The organism is Winogradskyella litoriviva, from assembly GCF_013249065.1.
Classification (GTDB): Bacteria; Bacteroidota; Bacteroidia; order Flavobacteriales; family Flavobacteriaceae; genus Winogradskyella; species Winogradskyella litoriviva.
On the sequence record NZ_JABRWQ010000002.1, the window covers coordinates 432,041 to 454,515 of the forward strand.

The 22,475-nt window shown below is 31.1% G+C and carries 26 protein-coding genes and 1 tRNA gene; 17 read left to right on the top strand and 10 right to left on the bottom strand.

The window, feature by feature from the left end; all coding sequences use genetic code 11:
* Positions 1 to 84 precede the first annotated feature (84 nt).
* Positions 85 to 564, top strand: a complete 480-nt coding sequence (locus HNV10_RS05870) for a hypothetical protein (protein ID WP_173300391.1) — start codon at positions 85 to 87, stop codon at positions 562 to 564.
* A 112-nt stretch (positions 565 to 676) separates the two neighbouring features.
* Here HNV10_RS05870 and HNV10_RS05875 read toward each other — a convergent pair whose 3' ends face one another.
* The 6 genes from HNV10_RS05875 to HNV10_RS05900 form a co-directional block, all read right to left on the bottom strand.
* Positions 677 to 1,288 (bottom strand): SIMPL domain-containing protein, encoded by a 612-nt coding sequence (locus HNV10_RS05875; protein ID WP_173300392.1) that lies wholly within the window; start codon positions 1,286 to 1,288, stop codon positions 677 to 679.
* 27 nt (positions 1,289 to 1,315) lie between these two features.
* Positions 1,316 to 1,741: a hypothetical protein gene (locus HNV10_RS05880; protein WP_173300393.1), complete on the bottom strand. Its 426-nt coding sequence runs from the start codon at positions 1,739 to 1,741 to the stop codon at positions 1,316 to 1,318.
* Positions 1,742 to 1,850: 109 nt separating this feature from the next.
* The gene (locus HNV10_RS05885; RefSeq protein WP_173300394.1) at positions 1,851 to 2,498 is read right to left on the bottom strand and encodes a response regulator; all 648 of its coding nucleotides are present in this window, start codon (positions 2,496 to 2,498) and stop codon (positions 1,851 to 1,853) included.
* 3 nt (positions 2,499 to 2,501) lie between these two features.
* Positions 2,502 to 4,397 (bottom strand): tetratricopeptide repeat-containing sensor histidine kinase, encoded by a 1,896-nt coding sequence (locus tag HNV10_RS05890; protein WP_173300395.1) that lies wholly within the window; start codon positions 4,395 to 4,397, stop codon positions 2,502 to 2,504.
* Between the two features lie 205 nt (positions 4,398 to 4,602).
* Positions 4,603 to 4,764, bottom strand: coding sequence for a DUF1328 family protein (locus HNV10_RS05895; protein WP_173300396.1), 162 nt, complete (start codon positions 4,762 to 4,764; stop codon positions 4,603 to 4,605).
* A gap of 200 nt (positions 4,765 to 4,964) precedes the next feature.
* The gene (locus HNV10_RS05900) at positions 4,965 to 5,414 is read right to left on the bottom strand and encodes a ferritin-like domain-containing protein (RefSeq protein ID WP_173300397.1); all 450 of its coding nucleotides are present in this window, start codon (positions 5,412 to 5,414) and stop codon (positions 4,965 to 4,967) included.
* A 622-nt stretch (positions 5,415 to 6,036) separates the two neighbouring features.
* On the opposite strand from HNV10_RS05900, the gene HNV10_RS05905 reads away from it, so the two are divergent.
* Entirely contained in the window at positions 6,037 to 7,068 is a 1,032-nt protein-coding gene (locus tag HNV10_RS05905) for an AraC family transcriptional regulator (protein ID WP_173300398.1), read from the top strand.
* A 5-nt stretch (positions 7,069 to 7,073) separates the two neighbouring features.
* Here HNV10_RS05905 and HNV10_RS05910 read toward each other — a convergent pair whose 3' ends face one another.
* The 3 genes from HNV10_RS05910 to HNV10_RS05920 are packed head-to-tail and all read right to left on the bottom strand — an operon-like array spanning position 7,074 to position 7,962.
* Positions 7,074 to 7,277, bottom strand: coding sequence for a hypothetical protein (locus tag HNV10_RS05910; RefSeq protein ID WP_173300399.1), 204 nt, complete (start codon positions 7,275 to 7,277; stop codon positions 7,074 to 7,076).
* Position 7,278: 1 nt separating this feature from the next.
* Positions 7,279 to 7,626, bottom strand: a complete 348-nt coding sequence (locus HNV10_RS05915) for a phage holin family protein (RefSeq protein WP_173300400.1) — start codon at positions 7,624 to 7,626, stop codon at positions 7,279 to 7,281.
* Positions 7,627 to 7,629: 3 nt separating this feature from the next.
* Entirely contained in the window at positions 7,630 to 7,962 is a 333-nt protein-coding gene (locus HNV10_RS05920) for a YtxH domain-containing protein (RefSeq protein ID WP_173300401.1), read from the bottom strand.
* A 203-nt stretch (positions 7,963 to 8,165) separates the two neighbouring features.
* Between HNV10_RS05920 and HNV10_RS05925 the strand changes: the two genes are divergently transcribed.
* Both HNV10_RS05925 and HNV10_RS05930 read left to right on the top strand, forming a co-directional pair.
* Positions 8,166 to 9,530: an NAD-dependent succinate-semialdehyde dehydrogenase gene (locus HNV10_RS05925; protein ID WP_173300402.1), complete on the top strand. Its 1,365-nt coding sequence runs from the start codon at positions 8,166 to 8,168 to the stop codon at positions 9,528 to 9,530.
* A 12-nt stretch (positions 9,531 to 9,542) separates the two neighbouring features.
* Positions 9,543 to 9,695 carry a hypothetical protein gene (locus tag HNV10_RS05930; RefSeq protein ID WP_173300403.1) on the top strand — a complete coding sequence of 51 codons (153 nt, stop codon included), beginning with the start codon at positions 9,543 to 9,545 and terminating at the stop codon, positions 9,693 to 9,695.
* A 53-nt stretch (positions 9,696 to 9,748) separates the two neighbouring features.
* Here HNV10_RS05930 and HNV10_RS05935 read toward each other — a convergent pair.
* Positions 9,749 to 9,823 (bottom strand) — tRNA-Pro (locus HNV10_RS05935).
* A gap of 102 nt (positions 9,824 to 9,925) precedes the next feature.
* Between HNV10_RS05935 and HNV10_RS05940 the strand changes: the two genes are divergently transcribed.
* The 13 genes from HNV10_RS05940 to HNV10_RS06000 all read left to right on the top strand — a co-directional run bounded on the left by HNV10_RS05940 (position 9,926) and on the right by HNV10_RS06000 (position 22,472).
* The gene (locus tag HNV10_RS05940) at positions 9,926 to 11,026 is read left to right on the top strand and encodes a PQQ-dependent sugar dehydrogenase (protein WP_173300404.1); all 1,101 of its coding nucleotides are present in this window, start codon (positions 9,926 to 9,928) and stop codon (positions 11,024 to 11,026) included.
* Positions 11,023 to 11,451, top strand: a complete 429-nt coding sequence (locus tag HNV10_RS05945) for a c-type cytochrome (protein ID WP_173300405.1) — start codon at positions 11,023 to 11,025, stop codon at positions 11,449 to 11,451. The genes HNV10_RS05940 and HNV10_RS05945 overlap by 4 nt, the downstream gene beginning before the upstream one ends.
* 57 nt (positions 11,452 to 11,508) lie before the next feature.
* On the top strand, positions 11,509 to 12,114 hold the full coding sequence (udk, locus tag HNV10_RS05950; protein ID WP_173300406.1) for a uridine kinase: 606 nt from the start codon (positions 11,509 to 11,511) through the stop codon (positions 12,112 to 12,114).
* Positions 12,114 to 12,440 (top strand): FtsB family cell division protein, encoded by a 327-nt coding sequence (locus tag HNV10_RS05955; RefSeq protein WP_173300407.1) that lies wholly within the window; start codon positions 12,114 to 12,116, stop codon positions 12,438 to 12,440. The genes udk and HNV10_RS05955 overlap by 1 nt, the downstream gene beginning before the upstream one ends.
* Complete coding sequence (locus HNV10_RS05960; RefSeq protein WP_173300408.1) at positions 12,433 to 13,812, top strand: methylmalonyl-CoA mutase subunit beta; 1,380 nt, start codon at positions 12,433 to 12,435, stop codon at positions 13,810 to 13,812. The genes HNV10_RS05955 and HNV10_RS05960 overlap by 8 nt, the downstream gene beginning before the upstream one ends.
* Positions 13,813 to 14,018: 206 nt before the next feature.
* Positions 14,019 to 16,145, top strand: a complete 2,127-nt coding sequence (scpA, locus tag HNV10_RS05965; RefSeq protein WP_173300409.1) for a methylmalonyl-CoA mutase — start codon at positions 14,019 to 14,021, stop codon at positions 16,143 to 16,145.
* Positions 16,138 to 17,070: an alpha/beta hydrolase gene (locus HNV10_RS05970; RefSeq protein ID WP_173300410.1), complete on the top strand. Its 933-nt coding sequence runs from the start codon at positions 16,138 to 16,140 to the stop codon at positions 17,068 to 17,070. The genes scpA and HNV10_RS05970 overlap by 8 nt, the downstream gene beginning before the upstream one ends.
* Positions 17,071 to 17,188: 118 nt before the next feature.
* Positions 17,189 to 17,956 (top strand): ParA family protein, encoded by a 768-nt coding sequence (locus HNV10_RS05975; protein ID WP_173300411.1) that lies wholly within the window; start codon positions 17,189 to 17,191, stop codon positions 17,954 to 17,956.
* Positions 17,956 to 18,867, top strand: coding sequence for a ParB/RepB/Spo0J family partition protein (locus HNV10_RS05980; RefSeq protein WP_173300412.1), 912 nt, complete (start codon positions 17,956 to 17,958; stop codon positions 18,865 to 18,867). The genes HNV10_RS05975 and HNV10_RS05980 overlap by 1 nt, the downstream gene beginning before the upstream one ends.
* A complete protein-coding gene (locus tag HNV10_RS05985; protein ID WP_173300563.1) occupies positions 18,860 to 19,459 on the top strand; it encodes a DUF5683 domain-containing protein in 600 nt (199 codons plus the stop codon). Before HNV10_RS05980 ends, HNV10_RS05985 begins: the two co-directional genes overlap by 8 nt.
* 1 nt (position 19,460) lies before the next feature.
* Entirely contained in the window at positions 19,461 to 20,162 is a 702-nt protein-coding gene (gene dapB, locus HNV10_RS05990; protein ID WP_173300413.1) for a 4-hydroxy-tetrahydrodipicolinate reductase, read from the top strand.
* A gap of 61 nt (positions 20,163 to 20,223) precedes the next feature.
* Positions 20,224 to 21,828: a signal peptidase I gene (gene lepB / locus HNV10_RS05995; RefSeq protein WP_173300414.1), complete on the top strand. Its 1,605-nt coding sequence runs from the start codon at positions 20,224 to 20,226 to the stop codon at positions 21,826 to 21,828.
* 23 nt (positions 21,829 to 21,851) lie between these two features.
* Positions 21,852 to 22,472, top strand: a complete 621-nt coding sequence (locus tag HNV10_RS06000; protein ID WP_173300415.1) for a WbqC family protein — start codon at positions 21,852 to 21,854, stop codon at positions 22,470 to 22,472.
* Positions 22,473 to 22,475: the final 3 nt, after the last annotated feature.

Here is a 22,475-nt window from a genome sequence, read left to right on the forward strand (position 1 = left end):
GTTATATAATTAAAATAAATTCAGTGAATTTCTCCTTATAATTTCGTAAATTATAGAATTATTTAAAGCTAAATCTCAAATATTATGAAAGCTAAATTTTTATTATTAGGCATGGTATTTTTGCTTGCAATTGCTTGCAAAGATAATCCAAACGGACGTGAAAAAACTATAGATGTGGGTTCTGAAACTACAGAAAAAAACCATACTTTAAAAGGTACTTGGGAACTTGTTGGATTTTATAATTACAAAGATAATGTAGTTGTAGATTCATTTTCTAACAACACCATTTCTAAACAGGTTAAAATGTATACGGATAGTAAAGTAATGTGGTGCAAATTATTTAAAACAGATTCCATTGAATTTTTTGGATATGGCTCCTATAAAAATGATAATGAATCGTTAACTGAGGTATTAGACTTTGGCTCTGCTTTTATGAATGAAGTTATAAAAGAAAAACAAGAATTTAACTTTGCCCTTGAAATATCAGAGGATCGATTTGAACAAATAGAATTAGATGAAGATGGGAATAAAATTTATTCTGAAAATTATGAACGCATTGAATAATCTTTCTTTTTTATATAATGTAAAGTCTGCGAACACCTTTGGGAATAATGGACGCAGACTTTAACCCTAACTAATAAATCACTAATACTAGTGATGCCATAAAAACTAAATATTAGTCTTTTAATAAGTATACAACAGTTAATCGTAAGTATGATGGTTCTGAACTTGGTGTTCTCCAATAAGAGTTGCCATCTAAATCGTAACTACTAATAGAATATATTCTATCAATTTTTTCTCCTGAAGCTTCCGCTAATAAGTAGGCATTTTTCTGTGCATCAGCAATTGCTGCAGCTACCAATTCTTTAGTTTGTTTTTCTGTAACTAAATCTTTAACCTGAACATAAGACGGCATTACTTGTGCCATATTAATACTTGTTACACTTAGAATTTCGTCTTTGTCTTTAGTTTCAAAATGTAGTGTAGTTCCTCCTTTTCTATAACCTGTAGCAGCATAAGCCAAATCATCTTGAATAAATTTTGAAGTATCTACACCTTTTTCTTTAAGCGCTTCAAAATATTTAGATTTCAATTCTTCTACAGTCGTGCAAGGGTTATCTGCATAATAGCTATTCTCTAAGGATAAGTTTATATCCGTTTTATAAAGTACCTCTTTTGATTCTATGGCTACAGAACCATAGGTTGTTATTGTTCTTTCCGTTACTGAGTTTTGTGCGATACCAAATGTTGTAATACATAATAGCATAGCTAATACAAATTGTTTCATTGTAATTTTAGATTTATAATTAATTGATTATACTACTGAAAACATAAAAGAAGCGGCAATCATCCAACCTCCTACAATCAGGCCCAAGATGCCTAATTTACCAAGTTTAGGTGCTAATTTCTCTCTTAGTTTAGCTGCTTTTTCTTTGGCTGCTTCATTTTTACTTAATAGTAATTTATTTATCATTCCAAATCCTAACATAAAACCAAGGGTAGCTTCTACAAAACTACCTGCCAATAAGGTAATCCACCAAATTGGTGCTACTGATAACCAACCCATATTAAGAAAGGCCGAAATAATTCCCCAGACACCAAAAAAGCAAAAGACAATTCCTATCCACCCTTGGTAAGGCGCAACTTTGTCTAACAATTCTTGTGCATTTGGTTTTTTTGATAAAATAAGTGATGGCACTGCGATAATGCTCAAAAGGATTAATGAAATTCCGTAAATCATAAGTTCTAATTTTTTAGTGATTAATATGATACAAATTTCAGTAAATAAGCAAGTGCATAACAGACGGTAAGTAGTAAAAATGATTACCCTGTTTTCAGGGATATAAATTTTACTCTAACATTCCTTTTTCAACAGCATAACGTGTAAGACCAGCTAAATTGCGGACTCCAAGTTTTGATATAAGATTTTTACGATAACTCTCTATAGTATGTTTACTTAAAAATAGTTTGTCGGCAATCTCTTGTGTAGTAAATTCTTGAGCAATTAATTTTAGAACTTCTGTTTCGCGTTTACTTAATGAGATTTCTGGTTCAGATTTAGCAGAGAACATTGCTTCCATTAAAATTTGCTTAATACGAGGTGAGAAATAGTTCTCTCCATTTAAAATGGATTTAATTGCTTTTAATAATTCCGTTTTTTCTGCATTTTTTGAAATGTACCCATTAGTATTGGCCTCAGTAAGAATCTTTATTTTTTTAGCATCTTCTAACATGCTAACTACAAGGGTTTTTACTTTTGGAAATTCGTCTTTAATGGCTGTATTTAGTTCTATACCATCCATTTCTGGCATATTAATATCTGTAATGACTAAATCAATTTTTTCCTCAGTATTAATTCTTAAATACTTTAAAACCTGAGTTCCTGTCTTTGCTGTAAGTACAATTTTTATTGATTTTTCTTCTGACAAAATACTTGTTAAACCATCTAAAAACATAGAATGGTCGTCAGCAATAATAATTGAAAATGGTGTGTTCATAAATTATATTTGTGGCAAGCTTATACTAATTACTGTTCCTCTATTCTTAGCTGTATCTATAGATATTATTCCATTATAATCGCCTACTCTTGTTTCAATATTATTAATTCCTATGCCTTTAACCTTATCATTTAAGTCAAAACCTATACCGTCGTCTTCATAAATAAGTTCAATACTTCTCTCTTCTATAAGTGATGTAAGTTGAATACTCACCTCTTCTGCGTTAGCATGTTTTAAAGCATTAGTTACCAACTCTTTAATTATATTGAATAATGCAACTTGAACAGGAGATTCTATTGTATTAATTGCGTCTTTAGGAAAAGCATCAAAATGTAAATTTACAGAAACATCTTCCTTTATATTTTGAATATAATTATTTACTAAATCCGTAAATGCAGATGCTTTAAACTCTTTAGGGATTAAACTATGCGAAATCTCACGAACTTGATTATATGTTGTATCTAGCTGATTTAAAATTTGTCTAAATTCTGGTTGATGATCTCCAAGACTATTCATTTTTAATTTAATACCTGCTAAATTCCCTCCAATACTATCGTGCAATTCTCTAGCAATTCTGTCGCGCTCTTTAGATTGTACCGCAATAGCATTTTTGGCTAATTCTAATTCTTGAGATTGTAACAATGTTTTAACTTCTTGTTGATTAATGGCTTCTTGTTGCTTGTTTAATAGACTTTGTGTTTGAAGTTTTTGATAATAAACAATAAGCAAAAGAATAATAGGAATAAGCACCACTAAAAAACCAATTAAAAACGCGTGTTTTATTGTTTTCTGACGTTCTATTTCTGCTTCTTGTATTATCTGATCTTCTTGTAATTTATCAATCTCTTTTTCCTTTTTTAAAGTTTCATATTTTAGTTCTAAATCCTTGACTAATCGTTGATTTTGTTTGTCTGCAATTTCTCTATTAACTCTTTGGTATTGGGTCATTAAACTGTATGCATTTTTATAATCGTGTTTAGCATTATAAAGTTTTACTAAAGCATTAATGACTTTTTGTTGCAGTTCTAATCTATTCCATTGAATGGTATTAACATATGCTGTACTAAGAGCTATTTCAGAAACCTCAAAATTTCTCAGCATCGCATAACCATAACCAATATCTAAAGTTGCCTCAATAAACAAATCATAAAACCCATTATTTAGAGCTTCAACTTTTATAGCTTCTGAATGGTTTATTAACTTTTCAAAATTTCCTTGCCTCAAATCTATTTCAGATAAATTGAGTTGTAATTCTAATCTAAGCTTTTGAAAATTATTTGTAAAATCTTCTTCTAAAACTTGTTTAATTAGCTCTCTTGCCAATTTATAATCCTTGTCAAAAATTAAAAATTTACTTTTTACAATACTATTTTTTAAATAGAAAATAGGATCAGTTTTATCTTGAGGAAAAGTTTCTAAAAGGCGTTTAGCTTTTTCATTTTCACCTTTATACAAATAAGTTTCTGCTAATTGTAAATTTAAATAATTGCGAATATTATCTTCTTTATTAGGCGTTTGAAGACCATGGATATAAGATTTAATTGCTTCATCAAACAAGCCCATTTTTTGAGCGGCAACACCTTGAAAATAAAATGCCTTTTGCCTAATATTTTCTATGTTTTGAAATGTTGAATCCTTATAAAATGACTCATTCTTCATTAATTCCCCATAATACATTAAGGAATCTGCATGACCAGATTTTGAATAAATCTGAGCAATTGAATCTAAATATTTAAAACGTACCTGCTGTGTTTCTGCATTATTTAACCTAACAAATAGGTCATTATCTACCACATTAGGCATGTGTCCAAATGCTTTAAAGCTGTACTGTTTATCTTGAGTAAAACCAAAAAGAGAAAGAATACCAAATAAAATAAAAAGTACTTTTTTAACTTGCATTATAGTTTTAAAATTCTGTACACAAATGTAATATATTGATATTCTAATTTCTAAAACAAAAAAAGCAATACCTATTTGTGCGATTTGGTATTGCAATAGTACATAAATTGAATATGTGAATTATCACGGTTTTCAGTGAAAACAAAAAATAGCCTTGAGAAATTATAATTTCTCAAGGCTATTTATATTACTTAAAGCTTATTGATTACTTCTTTACAAGGCTCTTTAATAATGAGAAAACAAAAAGCACTAAAAAAATAAAAAAGATAATTTTAGCAATTCCGGCTGCTGCTCCTGCTATACCTCCAAATCCTAATACTCCTGCAATAATTGCTATAATGATAAATGTGATTGTCCAACGTAACATATATAAATGGTTTTAATGTTATTTTACAGAAATTAGCTCATCTAATCCATTGGTATAAAGATAACTAGAACTCCCAAACTACTTTAACACAATCCAATCTATTACTGACTCATATCAAATAAATTAAACAAAAAAAAAAGATGCCATATTTTACTATGACACCTTTATCTACCAAACCTAACTAATACTTCTTTTTGCTATTAATATAAATCTTCCAATGAATTAATTTTAGACAACCCATTGTTAATTGCAGATTTTTGGGATTGCAATATAGACTTTGTACTCATTGGCAGTGTTGTTTCTGTTAAAACATCTTCATACTCTTCAATTGCCGCTTTTTCACCTCTTATAGCCTCGTTTAACATCGATTCTTCTTCGTTTGTAGACAATAAACTTTTTATATCCATCCATGCTCTATGTGCTGTGCCAATTAAACTTCCTTCCTTATCTATGTCTTGATTAAAACTTCTAATCTCCTGTTTTAACTCGTGCCCAAAATTGTACCGTTCTTGTGCTTTGTTTTTAAAATACGATTTTAAAGGCTCATGATTTATGTTTTCTGCCGCCTTTTTAAAACCTTTTTCTGCATCGTATGTTTTTTCTAATAAATTATTTAATTTTTTTCCTACTTCTTCAGTGTATGTACTCATAATTTTATTTTTTTATTTATAGTACTTTATTTTAAGATGTGTACCAATTAACATCCTTGATTAATATTTTTCTTCCTAAAAGTTAACATTACTTCTTTTCATTCATTAATGCAAAAGGTGTCAATTTTAACTCAATTAATAAGATTGCCATAGATGTTAATTCATATAAACTTAATACTTAATTCGTCCTTTTGTTTATTAGGAAAATGCTTCTACTGATAACTAAAAAAAGGTTATGTTCCTCAGATTCTAGTTGATGATAGCATATCATTTTTTCTAACTCTTCTATCAGTTCATCAATTTAATGGGGGTTTCTTATGGCTTCGTATATTTTAATTGGTTATTATTTTTAGTATTACCCAAAATTAATTTTAAAAGACTGGACCGTTTTGCTCAATAGATTCAAAAATTAACTGTAAAGCTGAAAAAAAATAAAAATTCACATAGTTTTTAATTTATCTTTACTTCAAAACAAATTATTCTATGGATAGCAAAATTCAAATGCACTTAAATAATTTTAGTTTTATTTAATCATACAATAAGAACAAAAATTCTAAAATCTGAATACAATTAGATTTTCTATTAACCCATACATTTAACTATATTGTTATACTAACAAATTATGACCGAAATACCAATTAGTGCTGAAAACACAAAAGATATTATAGAACAGCTTCATATTAATATTGGTGGCGAAATTTTAGAACGTTGGGGAGAATCAACGTTAATTGTTGACAACAATAAAGCTAAAGGATTTGTAAAAGTTATTCCTTTTGATTGGGGCGTAAATTTGATGATTTACAATATTGAATTTTTTAATGAGGTACAATTAAAAATTGAAGCAACAGAGTTTAATCCTATTCGTTTTATATATAATTTGCAAGGTGAGTTTTTTCATCGGTTTGGAGTTCAAAGTAAAGAAGCGCTAATTGAGCAGTTTCAGACCCTAATTTTTACAAATAAAACCGATGGTATTAATTATTTACACTTTAAGGAAGGTGTAAAAATTGAAACCAACATTATTCAGATTGTAAGAAAAGATTTCTTAAAGAAACGAACGACAAAAGTTTCTACCTTAAATAAAAAATTACAAGAAGTTTTTATAGATACTGACCATGATAATCGTTTTTCTCATCATGGTACGATAAATTTAAAAATGGCAGACCATGTAAAAAAATTACATAACATTAAAACAAAAGGCATGTTACGTATTTTAAAAATGGAAGCCAAAGTATATGAAATTTTATCGCTACATATTCAACAATACAATAGACTATCACAGGGTGTTGAACTCCCAACATCTTTAGTAAAAAGCGAATTAAAACGTGTTAGAAAAATTGGTGAACGTATATTAAAAAATCCTTCTAAACAATATAATTTAGAGGATTTATCTATAGAATCTGGGCTATCTCAAGCCAAACTACAAGATGGTTTTAAGTTTTTATATACCAGAACGGTCACAGAATTTATTAGGCATGTTAGGTTAGAATTAGCTAGAGATTTGTTAAAAACTACTGATTTAAACATTTCTCAGGTGGTTTATACTATTGGCTTTTCGAGTAGAAGTTATTTTTCAAAAATCTTTAAGGAAAAATATAATATTTCACCAAATGAGTTTAAAGCGCAAATACCTGTTAAAGTTGAGATGAATTAGTTTCATTATTTAAACATCCATTTTCTAATTATTGCTATAAAGCTATATTTACCCGTTAATTTTAGTGCTGTACTTATCCAATTTAAGGGTTGTAAATCTTCTTTTAATTCGTTTTTAATTAATTTAAGTTCTTCCCAAGCAATATCGCGCTCTAACTCATAACGTTTTATATCTTTATTTATCTCTTTAAATGTGGTATATGTTTTCATATTAACTAAAAAAATTTTGTCCAACTTTCTTTATTATTATAGTATTAAATTTAGCCCTGAGTTTGTAGATAATTAAAGCTAATACAAAGTATATTAGTCCAATAACTAAAAACCCTATCCAATAATTTCCTATCGATTGACCTATTATCATGGCACCTGAAACAGATAAGAATACAAGACCCGCGAATAAAAAACTACCAACAACTAAAACTTTTGTCATTAAACTTAACGACATTGTTAATTGTTGAAAAATCTTCAATCTAAAATATTGGTGAGACGCTTTTATGTAGCGTTCACCAATATGAGAAGCTTTATCTGTTGTATAATTTATGTCTTCAAATACACTCATTTATTAGGCTTTTTTCTGTAGGTTCTTATTTTTTGCTTTTAAGTCTTTTAATTTAGCTTCTAAAGTTGTAATCACATCCTCTGCTTTATAACTTGCATTAGATACTATTGACTCAACTTGATGGTCTAAATTTTCTTTATGCGACGAAATAGTATCACCTAATGTGTCTCTTAATTCTGAAGCTTTTTCAGCAACCATATTCCTTTTTGTAGCAGCTTCATCTGCAATTCTTTGTCTTGTTACACTTCCTTTATCTGGTGCAAACAAAATTCCTAAGACTGCTCCTACTGCTGTACCTGCTAAAATTCCTAAAACTGTATTTCCGTTATTACTCATGTTATTGTATGTTTTAAATTAATCAAAATATACAGCGCCTTGCTGTGATACAAAGATACAGGCATCTCCAAGGATAGTTTAACTCTTTAGATAGTGATATTAGCTGTAATGCTAGTTTATTGTTAGCGTTAAAAATTTTAGTAATTGCATTAACCTATACTAATGAATACAATTAAATTTGAATCATTAGAAATAAAAAAAGTATGAAAACAAAGTTTAATACCAAAAACCCTTATACAGGAAAACAACTACAAACCTATACATTAGATTCGGAATCCGATTTAAGGGAAAAACTAGATTTAGCTAATACAACATTTAGTAATTGGAGATTAACAGAAATATCCCAACGCATTCAGTTATTACAAAATCTAGCCAACGAAATTCATAAAAACAAAACTGAGTTGAGTGAACTTATCACTACAGAAATGGGAAAACCAATTTCTGAAAGTAGAGCTGAAATTGAAAAATGTATCTTACTTATAGACTTTTATATAGTAAACGCTGATCAATTTTTACAAGATGACCTCATTGAAACTGAAGCGCATGAGAGTTTTATAAGCTATGATCCACTTGGATGTATTTTAGCCATTATGCCATGGAACTATCCCTTTTGGCAAGTATTCAGGTTCGCAATCCCAACCGTAACTGCAGGTAATGTAGCCATATTAAAGCACGCCACCAATGTTACAGGATGCGCACTTATAATTGAAGAACTTTTCATTAATTCAGGCTTTCCTAAAGGATGCTTTCAAACTATTTTAACTAATCACGACGGAATTGAACAATTAATGGAGGACAATACTATAAAAGCTGTATCTCTAACAGGAAGCGAAAGAGCTGGGCAAAAAATTGCCGAGATTGCAGGAAAAAATCTAAAACCATCTCTTTTAGAATTAGGCGGAAACAACGCTTGTATCATTCTAAAAGATGCCAACTTAGATAAATACATGGATATTATTGTTAAAGCAAGAATGCAAAATTCTGGTCAAAGTTGTATAGCTGCTAAACGCTTTATTGTTGTTAAAGAAATATATGATGACTTTATCAAAAAATTTATTTCAAAAGTTGAAGATTTAAAATTTGGCAATCCGCTCGATGAAGACACAACAATGTCTTGTCTTGCTAGGGAAGATTTAGCTGAAACTCTTGCTAAACAGGTTAATCAGTCAATAGATTTAGGAGCCAAAATTGTATATGGAAATCAACGAGACGCTACCTATTATCAACCTACTATTATAACAAACATTTCATCAGAAATGGCGGTTTTTAAAGAAGAAACCTTTGGACCTATCGCTGCTATAATTAAAGTAAAATCTGAAGAAGAAGCATATAGAACAGCCTCTAACTCAAAATTTGGATTGGGAACCATGGTGTTCACATCTAATTATGAAGCTGCATCAAAACGTATTTCTCAAATTGAAGACGGTGCATTTTTTATTAATGAAATGGTGAAATCTGACCCGAGATTACCATTTGGAGGTACAAAAATATCAGGTTATGGACGTGAATTGTCCAAAGAAGGTATGTTAGCCTTTGTAAATAAAAAAACAGTTTATATTAACAAATAAAAAAGAAAATTCATGAAATTTATAAAAGAAGAAAAAGAAAAAAGAAGAGATTATATTTTTAAAAAAGATGATAAAACTAAAACCGGAGCCAAAATAATAGTCTTAGCACTAATTGTTTTAGTTGGTGCCGTTATCGTATCAGGCATGGACTTTAAATTGTCATAAAAATATTCTAAACAAAAAAAGCTCAGCAAATGCTGAGCTTTTTTGATTAAAAGTCGGGGTGGCAGGATTCGAACCTGCGGCCTCCACGTCCCAAACGTGGCGCGATAACCGGGCTACGCTACACCCCGAATTTTGGTTTCCCGTTTTCGGACTGCAAATATATAGATTTTCTTTATAATCCAACAACATTTAATTAACTTTAAAAACTTATTTTTTTATTAATTGAATCTATGAAACTAAGACGTATTTTTATTTTATTTATTCTAACTTCAACATTCGCTTGTGCGCAAGATAAAAATCCTGTAAACCAAGAAAACAGTTATGAAGTTATTGTAAAAGACCTTATTAATCCTTGGGGCTTTACTTTTCTTCCAGATGGCACTATGTTAATTACAGAAAAATCTGGCGAGCTAATTCATTATAAAGAGAATAAAAAAACCAAAATTTCTGGTGTTCCAGATATTTATCTCCGTGGTCAAGGTGGCTTATTAGACATTGTTTTGCATCCTAATTATAAAGAAAATGGATGGATTTATTTTTCTTATGCCTCATCTGATGATAAAAGTTCAGGAGGAAATACAACTATCGCAAGAGCAAAACTAAAAGACAATAATTTAATAGACTTAGAGGTTTTGTATAAAGCAATGCCAGATACGTCTAAAGGTCAACATTTTGGTTCAAGGTTAGTTTTTGATGAAAACAACTATTTATATTTTACAATTGGTGATCGTGGCAATAGAGATGAAAATCCCCAAGACATTACTAGAGATTGTGGAAAAGTTTACCGTATTAATGATGATGGCACAATCCCTGAAGACAATCCATTTATAAATGAAACAAATGCAAAAACAGCCATATACTCATATGGACACAGAAACCCGCAAGGCATGACCCTTCATCCGGATACAAAAAAAGTCTGGACACATGAGCATGGACCCAAAGGAGGTGATGAAATAAATATAATTGAAGGAGGGAAAAACTATGGTTGGCCAATAATTAGCTATGGTGTTAATTATAGTGGCACAAAATTTACTGAAATTACAGAAAAAGAAGGCATGGAACAGCCCATTCATTATTGGGATCCATCAATTGCTCCAAGCGGAATGGCGTTTATAAATAGTGATAAATATGGCGACTGGAAAGGATGTTTACTTGTTGGTTCTTTAAAATTTCAATATTTAAATTTGTGTACTTTAAAAGATAATAAAGTGATAAAAGAAGAGCGTTTACTCAACGGTTTAGGAAGAATTAGAAGTATAAAACAAGGGCCAGGTGGTTATATTTACGTCGGCGTAGAAAACTTAGGAATAGTAAAATTAAAAAGAAAATGAAAAAAACAATTATCCTGCTTACCGGATTAATATTGCTTACATCATGTAATTCAACAAATAAAAAGTCAACTAATATTGCTCAAAACCAAGAGAAATCAACACTTCAAGAGAGTATAAAACGTGGCAAATTAGTGTATAATGACATGTGCACAACATGTCATCTTCCAGATGGCAAAGGAGTTCCTAAAGTGTTTCCACCTTTAGCAGATTCAGATTACTTAAGGGACAACCAAGTAAATAGTATAAAGGCCGTAAAATATGGATTATCTGGCGAAATATTAGTAAATAACATTACATACAATAGCATAATGTCACCATTAGGTCTTTCAAATCAAGAAGTGGCTGATGTTATTAATTATATCAACAATTCTTGGGGAAATAAAATAGACAACGTTGCAACTCCAGAGAAAGTTTCTGAGTTATAGACGTTATAATACTTAAATAATTAAATTTGCAGCACTCAAACTAATCTAGATACAAATATGCTTATAATTGGAATTGCAGGTGGTACAGGCTGTGGAAAAACAACAGTTGTTAATACTATTTTACAAGAATTACCAGAAGGACAAGTTGGTGTAATTTCACAAGATTCATACTATAAAGACACAACGCATTTAAGTTTTGAAGAACGTGTAAAAATAAATTTTGACCATCCAAGATCTATTGACTTTGAATTATTAGAACAACACCTTAAAGATTTAAAGGACGGAAAATCTATAAATCAACCTGTATATTCTTTTGTAAAACACAACAGAACTGGAGACATTATTGTTACTAAGCCCAGAAAAGTAATGATTGTAGAGGGTATATTAATCCTTTCACATAAAGAAATACGAGAGTTATTTGATATTAAAATATACGTGCATGCAGATTCAGACGAAAGACTAATACGTCGTTTAAAACGAGATATTTCAGAACGAGGTAGAGATATAGACGAAGTATTGCTTCGTTATCAAAACACCTTAAAACCAATGCATCAGCAATTTATTGAACCTATGAAGGAATATGCTGATATCATTATACCTAATAATAAATACAATACTGTTGCCGTAGACATTGTTAAAACTATAATTAACGAAAGACTGTAATGGAAATCTTTAATTCTAAATATCTAAAACCCTTTAAAAACATTTACGTTATTGTACTTGTTGTTTTTATGGTTTGGATGTTGTTTTTTGATGCACATTCTTGGTTATTTCACCATGAATTAAACACGGATATTGAAGAATTAGAATACCAAAAAGAACACTACAGAAATGAAATGGCTAAAGATGACAAAGCCATTAAAGAGTTAAGTACAGAAGAAGGTATTGAGCGCACTGCACGCGAAAATTATTATATGAAGAAGCCAAACGAAGATATCTATATTATTGAATACGAAGATAGTTTAGTGAAACAAAAACAAGATGAGTAAATCTTTATTTAATGATTTTGAAGGGTTGTCTTCAAAAGCATGGAAGCAAAAAATACAATTCGATTTAAAAGGTGCTGATTACAACGATTCTCTAATTTGGAAAACCAGTGAAGATATTAATGTAAAACCGTTTTATCATGCAGACGAATTTACAAGCTTACCCAATGTTTCTAAAAGTAAGGCAACTGAATGGAAAGTTAGTCAGTCTATAAAAGTTATAAATGAGAAAGAAGCTAATCTAAAGGCTTTAAATGCTATAGACAGAGGTGCAGAAAATATTCTTTTCAAAATTAAATCTGAAACAATTTCTGTTGAAGACTTATTTCAAAATATAGATTTCAACAAAACAAGTATTGCTATTAAATGCCAATTTCTTTCCGCGAATTTTATAAACAAAATTTTCTCTTTAACAAAGAGTGAATTTGAAAAATCTCAAATCAGTATTCATACCGACATCATTAGTAATTTAGCCAAAACAGGGAATTGGTACTATAACCTCAAAGAAGACCACACAAAATTTGAAACTATTTTAAAAACAACAAAGCATATAAGCATCGATTTAAGCTTATATCAAAATGCTGGTGCAACAATTGTGCAACAGTTAGCATACAGTTTAGCACATATAAATGAATATCTCAACCACCTAGAAAGTATCCAATTTAATGCCCAAAAGCAATTAAAGGTCACATTTAACATTTCGGTAGGCTCTAATTATTTCTTCGAAATATCAAAAATAAGAGCCTTACGTCAACTATGGTCTACTTTAGCTTCTGAATATAGCATTAATACAGATTGCCAAATTATTGCTACACCAAGTAAACGCAATAAGACCATTTATGATTATAATGTAAATATGTTAAGAACAACAACAGAATGCATGAGTGCCATTCTTGGTGGCGCTAATGTAATTTGTAATATGCCCTACGATGCTTTGTTTCATAAATCAAATGAATTTGGCGAACGTATTGCAAGAAATCAACTCTTAATTCTAAAAAACGAAAGCTATTTTAATAAAATAAACAATCCAGCAGATGGAGCTTATTATATTGAAAGTTTAACCAAACAATTAGCAGAAAAAGCATTACAACTTTTTAAAAATATCGAAGCCAATGGAGGTTTTCTAAGTCAACTAAAAGAAGGAACAATTCAAAGAAAAATCAAAGAAAGTGCTAATAAAGAACAAGCTGAATTAGACACTAACAACGTCATTCTTTTAGGGACAAACAAACACCCAAATACTGCTGACAAAATGAAAAACAACTTAGAAATCAGCCCATTTTTAAAAGTTAAAAGTAGAAAAACTCTAATTGAACCTATTGTCGAAAAAAGACTATCCGAAGAACTGGAAACCAAAAGATTAAATAACGAATAAAATGTTGCATTGAAAAAATCTATAGTTAATATTTTATATACTTTGTATCTAATTTAAGACTGTAAAAATTTACTTTTAAAAACAATCACATTTAAGATTAATAGAATTAATAAAAATAAACAATTAACGCTTTACTCAATACAAAAGCAATAAAGCCAAAACAAAATTAGTACATACTCATTGATTTGTATAAACAAGTTACACTTATGTCAAGAAAAAATCTTCAACATTTAAAACTAAAACAAGAAGACCAAAATTTAGATTTGGCAGATCAAAAAACGTTTTTAACTGCAGAGAATATAAACGTAAAATCTACCTATTCTAAAAACGACCTTAAAGATTTAGAACATTTAAATTTTGTTGCTGGTATTGCTCCAAATTTACGCGGTCCATACTCAACTATGTACGTTCGCAGACCTTGGACTATAAGACAATATGCAGGTTTTTCAACAGCAGAAGAAAGTAATGCTTTTTACAGACGTAATTTAGCTGCAGGCCAAAAAGGATTGTCTATAGCTTTTGATTTAGCAACACATAGAGGTTACGACTCAGACCACGAACGTGTGGTTGGCGATGTTGGTAAAGCAGGTGTTGCCATTGATACTGTAGAAGACATGAAAGTGCTTTTTGACCAAATTCCGCTAGATAAAATGTCGGTTTCCATGACTATGAATGGAGCAGTTTTACCAATTCTGGCATTTTACATTGTAGCAGCAGAAGAACAAGGCGTAAAGCCAGCACAACTTGCAGGAACTATTCAAAATGATATTCTTAAGGAGTTTATGGTAAGAAATACATACATCTATCCGCCTACACCTTCAATGAAAATTATATCTGATATTTTTGAATATACGAGCAAAAATATGCCAAAATTCAACAGTATTAGTATTTCTGGTTACCACATGCAAGAAGCAGGTGCCACTTGCGATATTGAATTAGCATACACCTTAGCTGACGGACTAGAATATATTAGAAAAGGATTAGCGGCAGGTATGGATATTGATACATTTGCTCCTCGCCTGTCTTTCTTTTGGGCTATTGGAATGAATCATTTTATGGAAATTGCTAAAATGCGTGCAGCGCGTATGCTATGGGCTAAAATAGTAAAGCCATTTAATCCTAAAAATCAAAAGTCCTTAGCTCTAAGAACTCATTGTCAAACTTCGGGTTGGAGCTTAACTGAGCAAGACCCTTTTAACAATGTTGCCAGAACTTGTATTGAAGCATCTGCTGCAGCCTTTGGCGGAACCCAAAGTTTACACACTAACGCCTTAGATGAAGCCATAGCCTTACCTACCGATTTCTCTGCACGTATTGCAAGAAATACACAAATTTACTTACAAGAAGAAACACATATTACAAAAACAGTTGACCCTTGGGCAGGAAGTTATTATATAGAAAAATTAACAGATGATATCGCCAAAAAAGCATGGGAATTAATTGAGGAAGTTGAAGAATTAGGTGGTATGACCAAAGCTATTGAAGCCGGAATTCCGAAATTACGAATTGAAGAGGCAGCCGCTCGTAAACAAGCACGTATTGACTCTAATCAAGATATTATTGTTGGTGTTAACAAATATAAATTAGACCAAGAAGACCCAATCTCAATACTAGAAGTTGATAACCAAACTGTTAGACTACAACAAATTGAACGCTTAAAACAGATAAAAGCAACTAGAGATAATGAAGCCGTAGCTTTAGCTCTATCTAAATTAACTGAATCAGCTAAAACATGTGAAGATAATTTATTAGCTTTAGCAGTAGATGCGGCAAAAAAACGAGCTACTTTAGGAGAAATAAGCAATGCCTTAGAAGCCGTATACGGAAGACATAAAGCACAAATAAAAACATTTTCAGGTGTGTACAGTAAAGAAATGAAGGACGATAAAAGTTTTGAAAAAGCAAGAGCATTGGCTAACAAATTTGCTGAGCAAGATGGTAGAAGACCGAGAATTATGATTGCAAAAATGGGACAAGACGGACATGATAGAGGCGCAAAAGTTATAGCAACAGGCTATGCAGATGTTGGTTTTGATGTAGATATTGGACCTCTTTTTCAAACACCCAAAGAAGCAGCAAAACAAGCTGTAGAAAATGATGTGCACATACTTGGTATTTCTTCACTAGCTGCAGGACATAAAACTTTGGTTCCGCAAGTTATTAAAGAACTTAAAACTTATGGTCGCGAAGATATTATGGTTATTGTTGGTGGTGTTATCCCAAAACAAGATTATGAGTATTTATTAGATGCAGGAGCAACTGCTATATTTGGTCCCGGAACAAAAATTAGCGATGCTGCCATCCAGATTTTAGAGATTTTGATTGATGAATAACACTTTTAAAACAAAAAAAATTAAAATCATAAAAAGAGCCTTTTTAATCTTACTTATTATTGGTCTACTTTTTACCCATTTTTTTGCTCCAAGACTAATCACTGAAATAAGAAATCCGGTTGTAAACTTAATAAAACGAAATAAAGTTAAGGACTTCGATATATCTTCAAATATTGACAACAATATTAAAAGAAAAGATTTAAAAATATCTGCTTTTGATGGTATTACATTATCCGCAAGATTAACTTTTTCAAGTTTAGATTTCAGCAAAGGCACTATTATTTTATTACATGGCATACGTTCTAATAAGGAAGCTTTTTTCGATTTAAGCACGTATTTAGCTCAAAACGGATTTAATTCCGTAGCATTAGACTCTAGAGCTCACGGACAAAGCCAAGGTCAATTCTGCACATTTGGAGTTAATGAAAAAAAAGATGTAAAAAGTGTTATTGACTATTTAATAAAAAAAGAAAACTTAACTCACATTGGCATTTGGGGACAATCATTAGGAGGTGCTATTGGTTTACAAGCTATGGGATTTGATAAACGGATTAAATTTGGAATTATTGAAAGCACATTTTCTGATTTTAAAACTATAGTGAATGATTATTTTCAACTTCATGCTGGATTTAGTTTTCAACCTTTTTCAAACTACTTGGTTGAAAGAGCTGGAAGCATTGGTAATTTTGATGTTAACGATGCCAAACCAATTGTGTATTGCGAAAATATAACACAACCAATCCTTATAGTTCATGGCAATAAGGACAACCGTATAAAGATAGCTTATGGAAAAGAAAATTATTCTAAAATAAAAAGTGCAAATAAAGAGTTTTTAGAAGTAAACAATGCCAATCATCTCAACGTATGGAAAACGGGAGGCGAAAAATACTTTAATAAAGTTTTATCGTTTCTAAACGCACAATAAACATATAAAGTTAGGCAAAAACAAAATCTGTATGCTTTAAGTCAATGTTAACAACTTCAATTTTCTAAAGTCGTAAATAATTGTAATTTTATCACTTTATATTTAACCAAATCATTTAATGGGTAAAATCATTGCAATAGCAAATCAAAAAGGAGGTGTTGGCAAAACAACAACCTCAGTAAATCTCGCAGCTTCACTGGGAGTTTTAGAGAAAAAAGTATTACTTATTGATGCCGATCCACAGGCTAATGCAAGCTCTGGTTTAGGCATAGGTGTAGACGCAGTTGAGATTGGCTCTTACCAATTAATAGAGCATTCTTCTGAAGCAAAAGAAGCCATTGTTGCTTCTAACGCACCTAACGTAGATGTAATACCTGCTCACATTGACCTTGTAGCTATTGAAATTGAACTTGTAGACAAGGAAGAACGCGAGTATATGCTAAAAAAAGCTATTCATGGCTTAAAAGCAGATTACGATTATATTTTAATAGATTGCGCACCTTCATTAGGCTTATTAACGTTAAATGCACTTACTGCAGCAGATTCTGTAATTATCCCTATTCAATGTGAATATTTCGCATTAGAAGGATTAGGAAAACTGTTAAATACTATTAAAAGTGTACAAAAAATACATAATGAAGCGTTAGATATAGAAGGTATGCTCTTAACGATGTTTGATTCTCGTTTACGCTTATCAAATCAAGTTGTTGAAGAAGTACAAAAGCACTTTAGTGATATGGTTTTTGATACTATTATTCAACGAAACGTACGCTTAGGCGAGGCTCCAAGTTATGGAGAAAGCATTATCAACTATGACGTTAGCAGTAAAGGCGCTGTTAACTATCTGAGCTTAGCAAAAGAGCTTATAAAGAAAAATGAATTATAATGGCGAAAGCAACTAAAAAACAAGCATTAGGAAGAGGCCTTTCTGCGCTATTGAAAGACCCTGAGAATGATATTAACTCAGCAGAAGATAAAAATGCAGACAAAGTAGTTGGTAATATTGTAGAACTCGATATTAATAGCATTGAGGTTAATCCATTTCAACCAAGAACCAATTTTAACGAAGAAACATTAAGAGAATTAGCATCTTCAATTCGCGAGCTTGGTGTTATACAGCCTATAACTGTTAGAAAATTAGCATTTAACAATTACCAACTTGTTTCTGGCGAGCGTCGTTTTAGAGCTTCAAAATTAATTGGTTTAGAAACTATTCCTGCTTATATAAGAATAGCCAATGACCAAGAATCTTTAGAAATGGCTTTGGTAGAAAATATTCAACGCCAAGATTTAGATGCTATAGAAATTGCTCTATCCTACCAAAGATTAATTGATGAAATTAATCTAACCCAAGAAGAAATGAGTGAACGTGTTGGAAAAAAACGTTCTACAATCGCTAACTATTTACGATTATTAAAATTAGACCCAATAATTCAAACCGGTATTCGTGATGGATTTATTAGTATGGGTCATGGACGTGCTATGGTTAATATTGAAGACCAAGTTGACCAGCTTGAAGTTTATGAAAAAATTATTAGCAACAAATTATCAGTTAGAGCTACAGAACAATTAGTAAAGAATTTAAATAATACACCAGAAACAGCAACAAAATCAGAAGATGGTGTCGTAGAAATCCCAAAACACATTAAAAAAGGTGTTAAGGAATTTTCAGAATATTTTGGGCATAAAATTGATGTAAAAGTAGCTAAAAACGGAAGCGGAAAAATAACAATACCATTTCATTCTGAAGAAGATTTTAATCGTATTAAAAAATTAGTTCAACGTGAAAATAAATAAGCGTTTTTACATCGTTTTATTGGGTTTGTTTTCTATACTATTTTCATATTCGCAAATAGAAACAGATAGCACTAGTATTGCCATTAACGACAAGGTAATTATTGCCACTGATACAATTATAAAAAAAGAGATTGACCCATTAAGACCTGCAAAAGCGGCATTTTTATCGGCTATACTTCCTGGCTTAGGTCAGGCTTACAATAAAAAATACTGGAAAATCCCAATTGTTTGGGGAGCCATTACTGGTGGAATTTTAGTATACGACTTTAATACTACACAACTTAATCGCTATAGAGATGCATACAAAAGACGCTTAGCAGGTTTTAAAGATGACGAATTTTATGGTGATGGTGATACACCAAATATTTCTTCAGATGCATTAGTTAGAGCACAAGAACAAGCGCGACGGAATAAAGACTTATCACTTTTGGTAACTCTTGGTTTTTATGCATTAAATATACTCGATGCTAATATAGATGCGCATTTACTGCAATTTAATGTAGATGAAAACCTAACCTTAAGTCCACATTACCAATACAACGAAATGGAAAATTCTTCAGACTTAGGCCTAACACTTAATTTTAAATTTTAATATGAAAATAGCACTACTCGGTTATGGTAGAATGGGAAAAAGCATTGAATCCATTGCCATAAATCGCGACCATAGCATTGTATTAAAAGTTTCTGATGCGGACTCCGATTATAATTTTGCAGATGCTGATGTGGCTATAGATTTTAGTATTCCAACGGTTGCTGTTTACAATATAAAAAAAGCAATAGACGCTGGTGTTCCGGTAATATCTGGAACAACGGGTTGGTTAGAACAATATGATGACGTTGTAGCTTATTGCAAAGAAAAAAACGGATCCTTTTTATACGCCTCTAATTTTAGTTTAGGTGTAAATATATTTTTTGAAATCAATAAGAGACTAAGTGAATTAATGTCTGGATTTTCTGAATATAACATTGAAATGGAAGAAATCCATCATACTAAAAAACTAGATGCTCCAAGTGGAACTGCAATTACCCTAGCTGAACAAATCATTAAAAATTCTGATTACAAAAATTGGACTTTAGAGCAGCCTGAAGCAAACGAAATTCTTATTAACGCTAAACGTATAGAAGACGTTCCTGGCACTCATGAAGTGACTTATTATTCTGAAATTGATTCTATTAGTATTAAGCATACTGCGCATAGCAGACAAGGTTTTGCAATGGGAGCCGTTATTGCAGCAGAATGGATTAAAGACAAAAAAGGCATCTTTACTATGAAAGATGTGTTAAACATTGGTTAATTTGCCAAAGTTTTGAAACAAATTGAAATAATTTTCAACCTACTAGATTAAATACTACATTATGAGCTGGACACAGTGGTTTATCTTTTTACTCATTATACAAATTATTCATGGTTTAGGCACATGGAAATTATACGTTAAAGCTGGAAGAAAAGCTTGGGAAGCATTTGTACCAATTTACAATGCTGTTATTTTAATGAAAATAATATCGCGTCCTTGGTGGTGGATTATTTTAATGTTTTTACCAATTGTTAATCTTATAATGATTCCTGCAGTTTGGGTAGAAACTGCTAGAGCCTACGGAAAAGATAGTAAACTAGATGCCCTTTTGTGTATAGTAACATTAGGTTTTTATTTGTTTTATCTCAACTATATTGCAGATGTTAGTTATATTGAAGACAGAAAATTATCACCAAAAACAACAGCAGGAGAATGGATAACTTCAATTCTTTTTGCCATTGTAGCTGCAACTATTGTACATACTTATTTCTTTCAACCATTTGTAATACCATCATCATCATTAGAGAAATCGTTATTGGTTGGTGATTTTTTAATTGTAAGTAAATTACATTATGGACCAAGAGTACCAATGACAACGGTTGCTGCACCTATGGTACATGATACAATTCCTAAATTAAACACAAAATCTTATTTATTTGATGATAATTTTGAAGAGCGTAGCACCTCTTGGAAAAATAAATTCCAACTCCCTTATTTAAGATTACCTGGTTTTGAAAGTGTAGAGCGTAATGATATTGTGGTTTTTAATCAACCAGCCGATACTTTATTGGATATGAATGTTTTTAATCCCGATCGTAATTACTATAAACCTATAGACAAAAAAACGAACTTAGTAAAGCGTTGTGTTGGTATTGCTGGCGATACTTTAGAGATTAGAAATGGTTATGTCTTTATTAATGGGAAGCAGAATAAATTACCACCCAGAGCACATATTCAGTTTTCATATGAAGTTACATTTAAGCGACAATTACAACCAGCAAGAATCTATGATATATTAAAAAAATATGATATTACTGATGGCTTAGGTTATGGTTCTGTAGAGGGTTCTTATAGAATTCCGGCTGCAACAAAAGAAGCAATTGCTAAACTAAAATCACACCCAGAAGTGGCAAGCATTACAGCATTAAAAACAGAAAAAGGTGTAGATGCTGGTATTTTTCCAAGAGACCCAAATTACAAATGGAATACCGATAATTTTGGACCTATGTGGATTCCTAAAGCGGGAGCTACTGTGCAACTGAATACCGAAAATATTTCAATTTACAAACGTGCCATTTCAGAGTATGAAGGCCATAAAGTAGTTACAAGAGGAAACCAAATTTTAATTGATGACCAACCAGCAACCTCATACACTTTTAATCAAGATTATTATTGGATGATGGGTGACAATAGACACAACTCTATTGATAGTAGATATTGGGGATTTGTACCTTACGACCATATTTTTGGTAAACCTGTTTTTATTTGGATGAGTATTGATGGTATTCTTGGTGGATCTAATGACGTAAAAATTCGTTGGGACAGGGTTTTTACTACAGTTAGCGGAAGCGGTGAACGCACCTCTTATATTATTCCTTTTATTATTCTTATTTTAGGTCTTGTATTTTTTAATAAATGGCGTAAGAAAAAGAAAGCTAAGTCGTAATTAGGCTTTATAATAAAGTCATAATGAAAGCCATAATTCATCCAACATATTTTCCAAATATTGCACATTTTTGGGCTATTGTTAATGCAGATTCAATTCATTTTGAAGTTTGTGATAATTACCAAAAGCAATCCTTTAGAAATAGAACAGAAATCTATGGTGCCAACGGTAAACTTGCATTAACTGTACCTGTAACCTATTCTCAAAAAAATAGGCAATTAAGTAAGGATGTAAAGATTGCTAATGAAGCTCAGTGGCAAGTTCAGCATTTAAAATCATTGCAGTCAGCTTATAGCATGTCGCCTTTTTTTGAATTTTATATCGATGATTTAATGCCACTTTTTGAGTTACAGTTTGATTTTATTCTTGATTTTAATTTAAAATGTTTTGAATTTCTAAATAATACGCTTCAATTAGACATAAAACCAATACATACTTCAAATTTTGAAAAACAGCCCACAGGAAAAGTAGATTTAAGGGACTTAACAAATCGTAATTTTAAAGTTGACTCATTTCAAACGTATACTCAAGTATTTACCGAAAAACATGGCTTTATCTCTAATCTTAGTATATTAGACCTTATATTTAATGAAGGTCCTAATACAGAGTTATATCTAAAACAACAAAAAGCTTCATTCGTTTAATCC

Coding starts and splice junctions, on each gene's coding strand:
- HNV10_RS05870 (WP_173300391.1), top strand. CDS start 85: ATGAAAGCTAAATTTTTATTATTAGGCATGGTATTTTTGCTTGCAATT.
- HNV10_RS05875 (WP_173300392.1), bottom strand. CDS start 1,288: ATGAAACAATTTGTATTAGCTATGCTATTATGTATTACAACATTTGGT.
- HNV10_RS05880 (WP_173300393.1), bottom strand. CDS start 1,741: ATGATTTACGGAATTTCATTAATCCTTTTGAGCATTATCGCAGTGCCA.
- HNV10_RS05885 (WP_173300394.1), bottom strand. CDS start 2,498: ATGAACACACCATTTTCAATTATTATTGCTGACGACCATTCTATGTTT.
- HNV10_RS05890 (WP_173300395.1), bottom strand. CDS start 4,397: ATGCAAGTTAAAAAAGTACTTTTTATTTTATTTGGTATTCTTTCTCTT.
- HNV10_RS05895 (WP_173300396.1), bottom strand. CDS start 4,764: ATGTTACGTTGGACAATCACATTTATCATTATAGCAATTATTGCAGGA.
- HNV10_RS05900 (WP_173300397.1), bottom strand. CDS start 5,414: ATGAGTACATACACTGAAGAAGTAGGAAAAAAATTAAATAATTTATTA.
- HNV10_RS05905 (WP_173300398.1), top strand. CDS start 6,037: ATGACCGAAATACCAATTAGTGCTGAAAACACAAAAGATATTATAGAA.
- HNV10_RS05910 (WP_173300399.1), bottom strand. CDS start 7,277: ATGAAAACATATACCACATTTAAAGAGATAAATAAAGATATAAAACGT.
- HNV10_RS05915 (WP_173300400.1), bottom strand. CDS start 7,626: ATGAGTGTATTTGAAGACATAAATTATACAACAGATAAAGCTTCTCAT.
- HNV10_RS05920 (WP_173300401.1), bottom strand. CDS start 7,962: ATGAGTAATAACGGAAATACAGTTTTAGGAATTTTAGCAGGTACAGCA.
- HNV10_RS05925 (WP_173300402.1), top strand. CDS start 8,166: ATGAAAACAAAGTTTAATACCAAAAACCCTTATACAGGAAAACAACTA.
- HNV10_RS05930 (WP_173300403.1), top strand. CDS start 9,543: ATGAAATTTATAAAAGAAGAAAAAGAAAAAAGAAGAGATTATATTTTT.
- HNV10_RS05940 (WP_173300404.1), top strand. CDS start 9,926: ATGAAACTAAGACGTATTTTTATTTTATTTATTCTAACTTCAACATTC.
- HNV10_RS05945 (WP_173300405.1), top strand. CDS start 11,023: ATGAAAAAAACAATTATCCTGCTTACCGGATTAATATTGCTTACATCA.
- udk (WP_173300406.1), top strand. CDS start 11,509: ATGCTTATAATTGGAATTGCAGGTGGTACAGGCTGTGGAAAAACAACA.
- HNV10_RS05955 (WP_173300407.1), top strand. CDS start 12,114: ATGGAAATCTTTAATTCTAAATATCTAAAACCCTTTAAAAACATTTAC.
- HNV10_RS05960 (WP_173300408.1), top strand. CDS start 12,433: ATGAGTAAATCTTTATTTAATGATTTTGAAGGGTTGTCTTCAAAAGCA.
- scpA (WP_173300409.1), top strand. CDS start 14,019: ATGTCAAGAAAAAATCTTCAACATTTAAAACTAAAACAAGAAGACCAA.
- HNV10_RS05970 (WP_173300410.1), top strand. CDS start 16,138: ATGAATAACACTTTTAAAACAAAAAAAATTAAAATCATAAAAAGAGCC.
- HNV10_RS05975 (WP_173300411.1), top strand. CDS start 17,189: ATGGGTAAAATCATTGCAATAGCAAATCAAAAAGGAGGTGTTGGCAAA.
- HNV10_RS05980 (WP_173300412.1), top strand. CDS start 17,956: ATGGCGAAAGCAACTAAAAAACAAGCATTAGGAAGAGGCCTTTCTGCG.
- dapB (WP_173300413.1), top strand. CDS start 19,461: ATGAAAATAGCACTACTCGGTTATGGTAGAATGGGAAAAAGCATTGAA.
- lepB (WP_173300414.1), top strand. CDS start 20,224: ATGAGCTGGACACAGTGGTTTATCTTTTTACTCATTATACAAATTATT.
- HNV10_RS06000 (WP_173300415.1), top strand. CDS start 21,852: ATGAAAGCCATAATTCATCCAACATATTTTCCAAATATTGCACATTTT.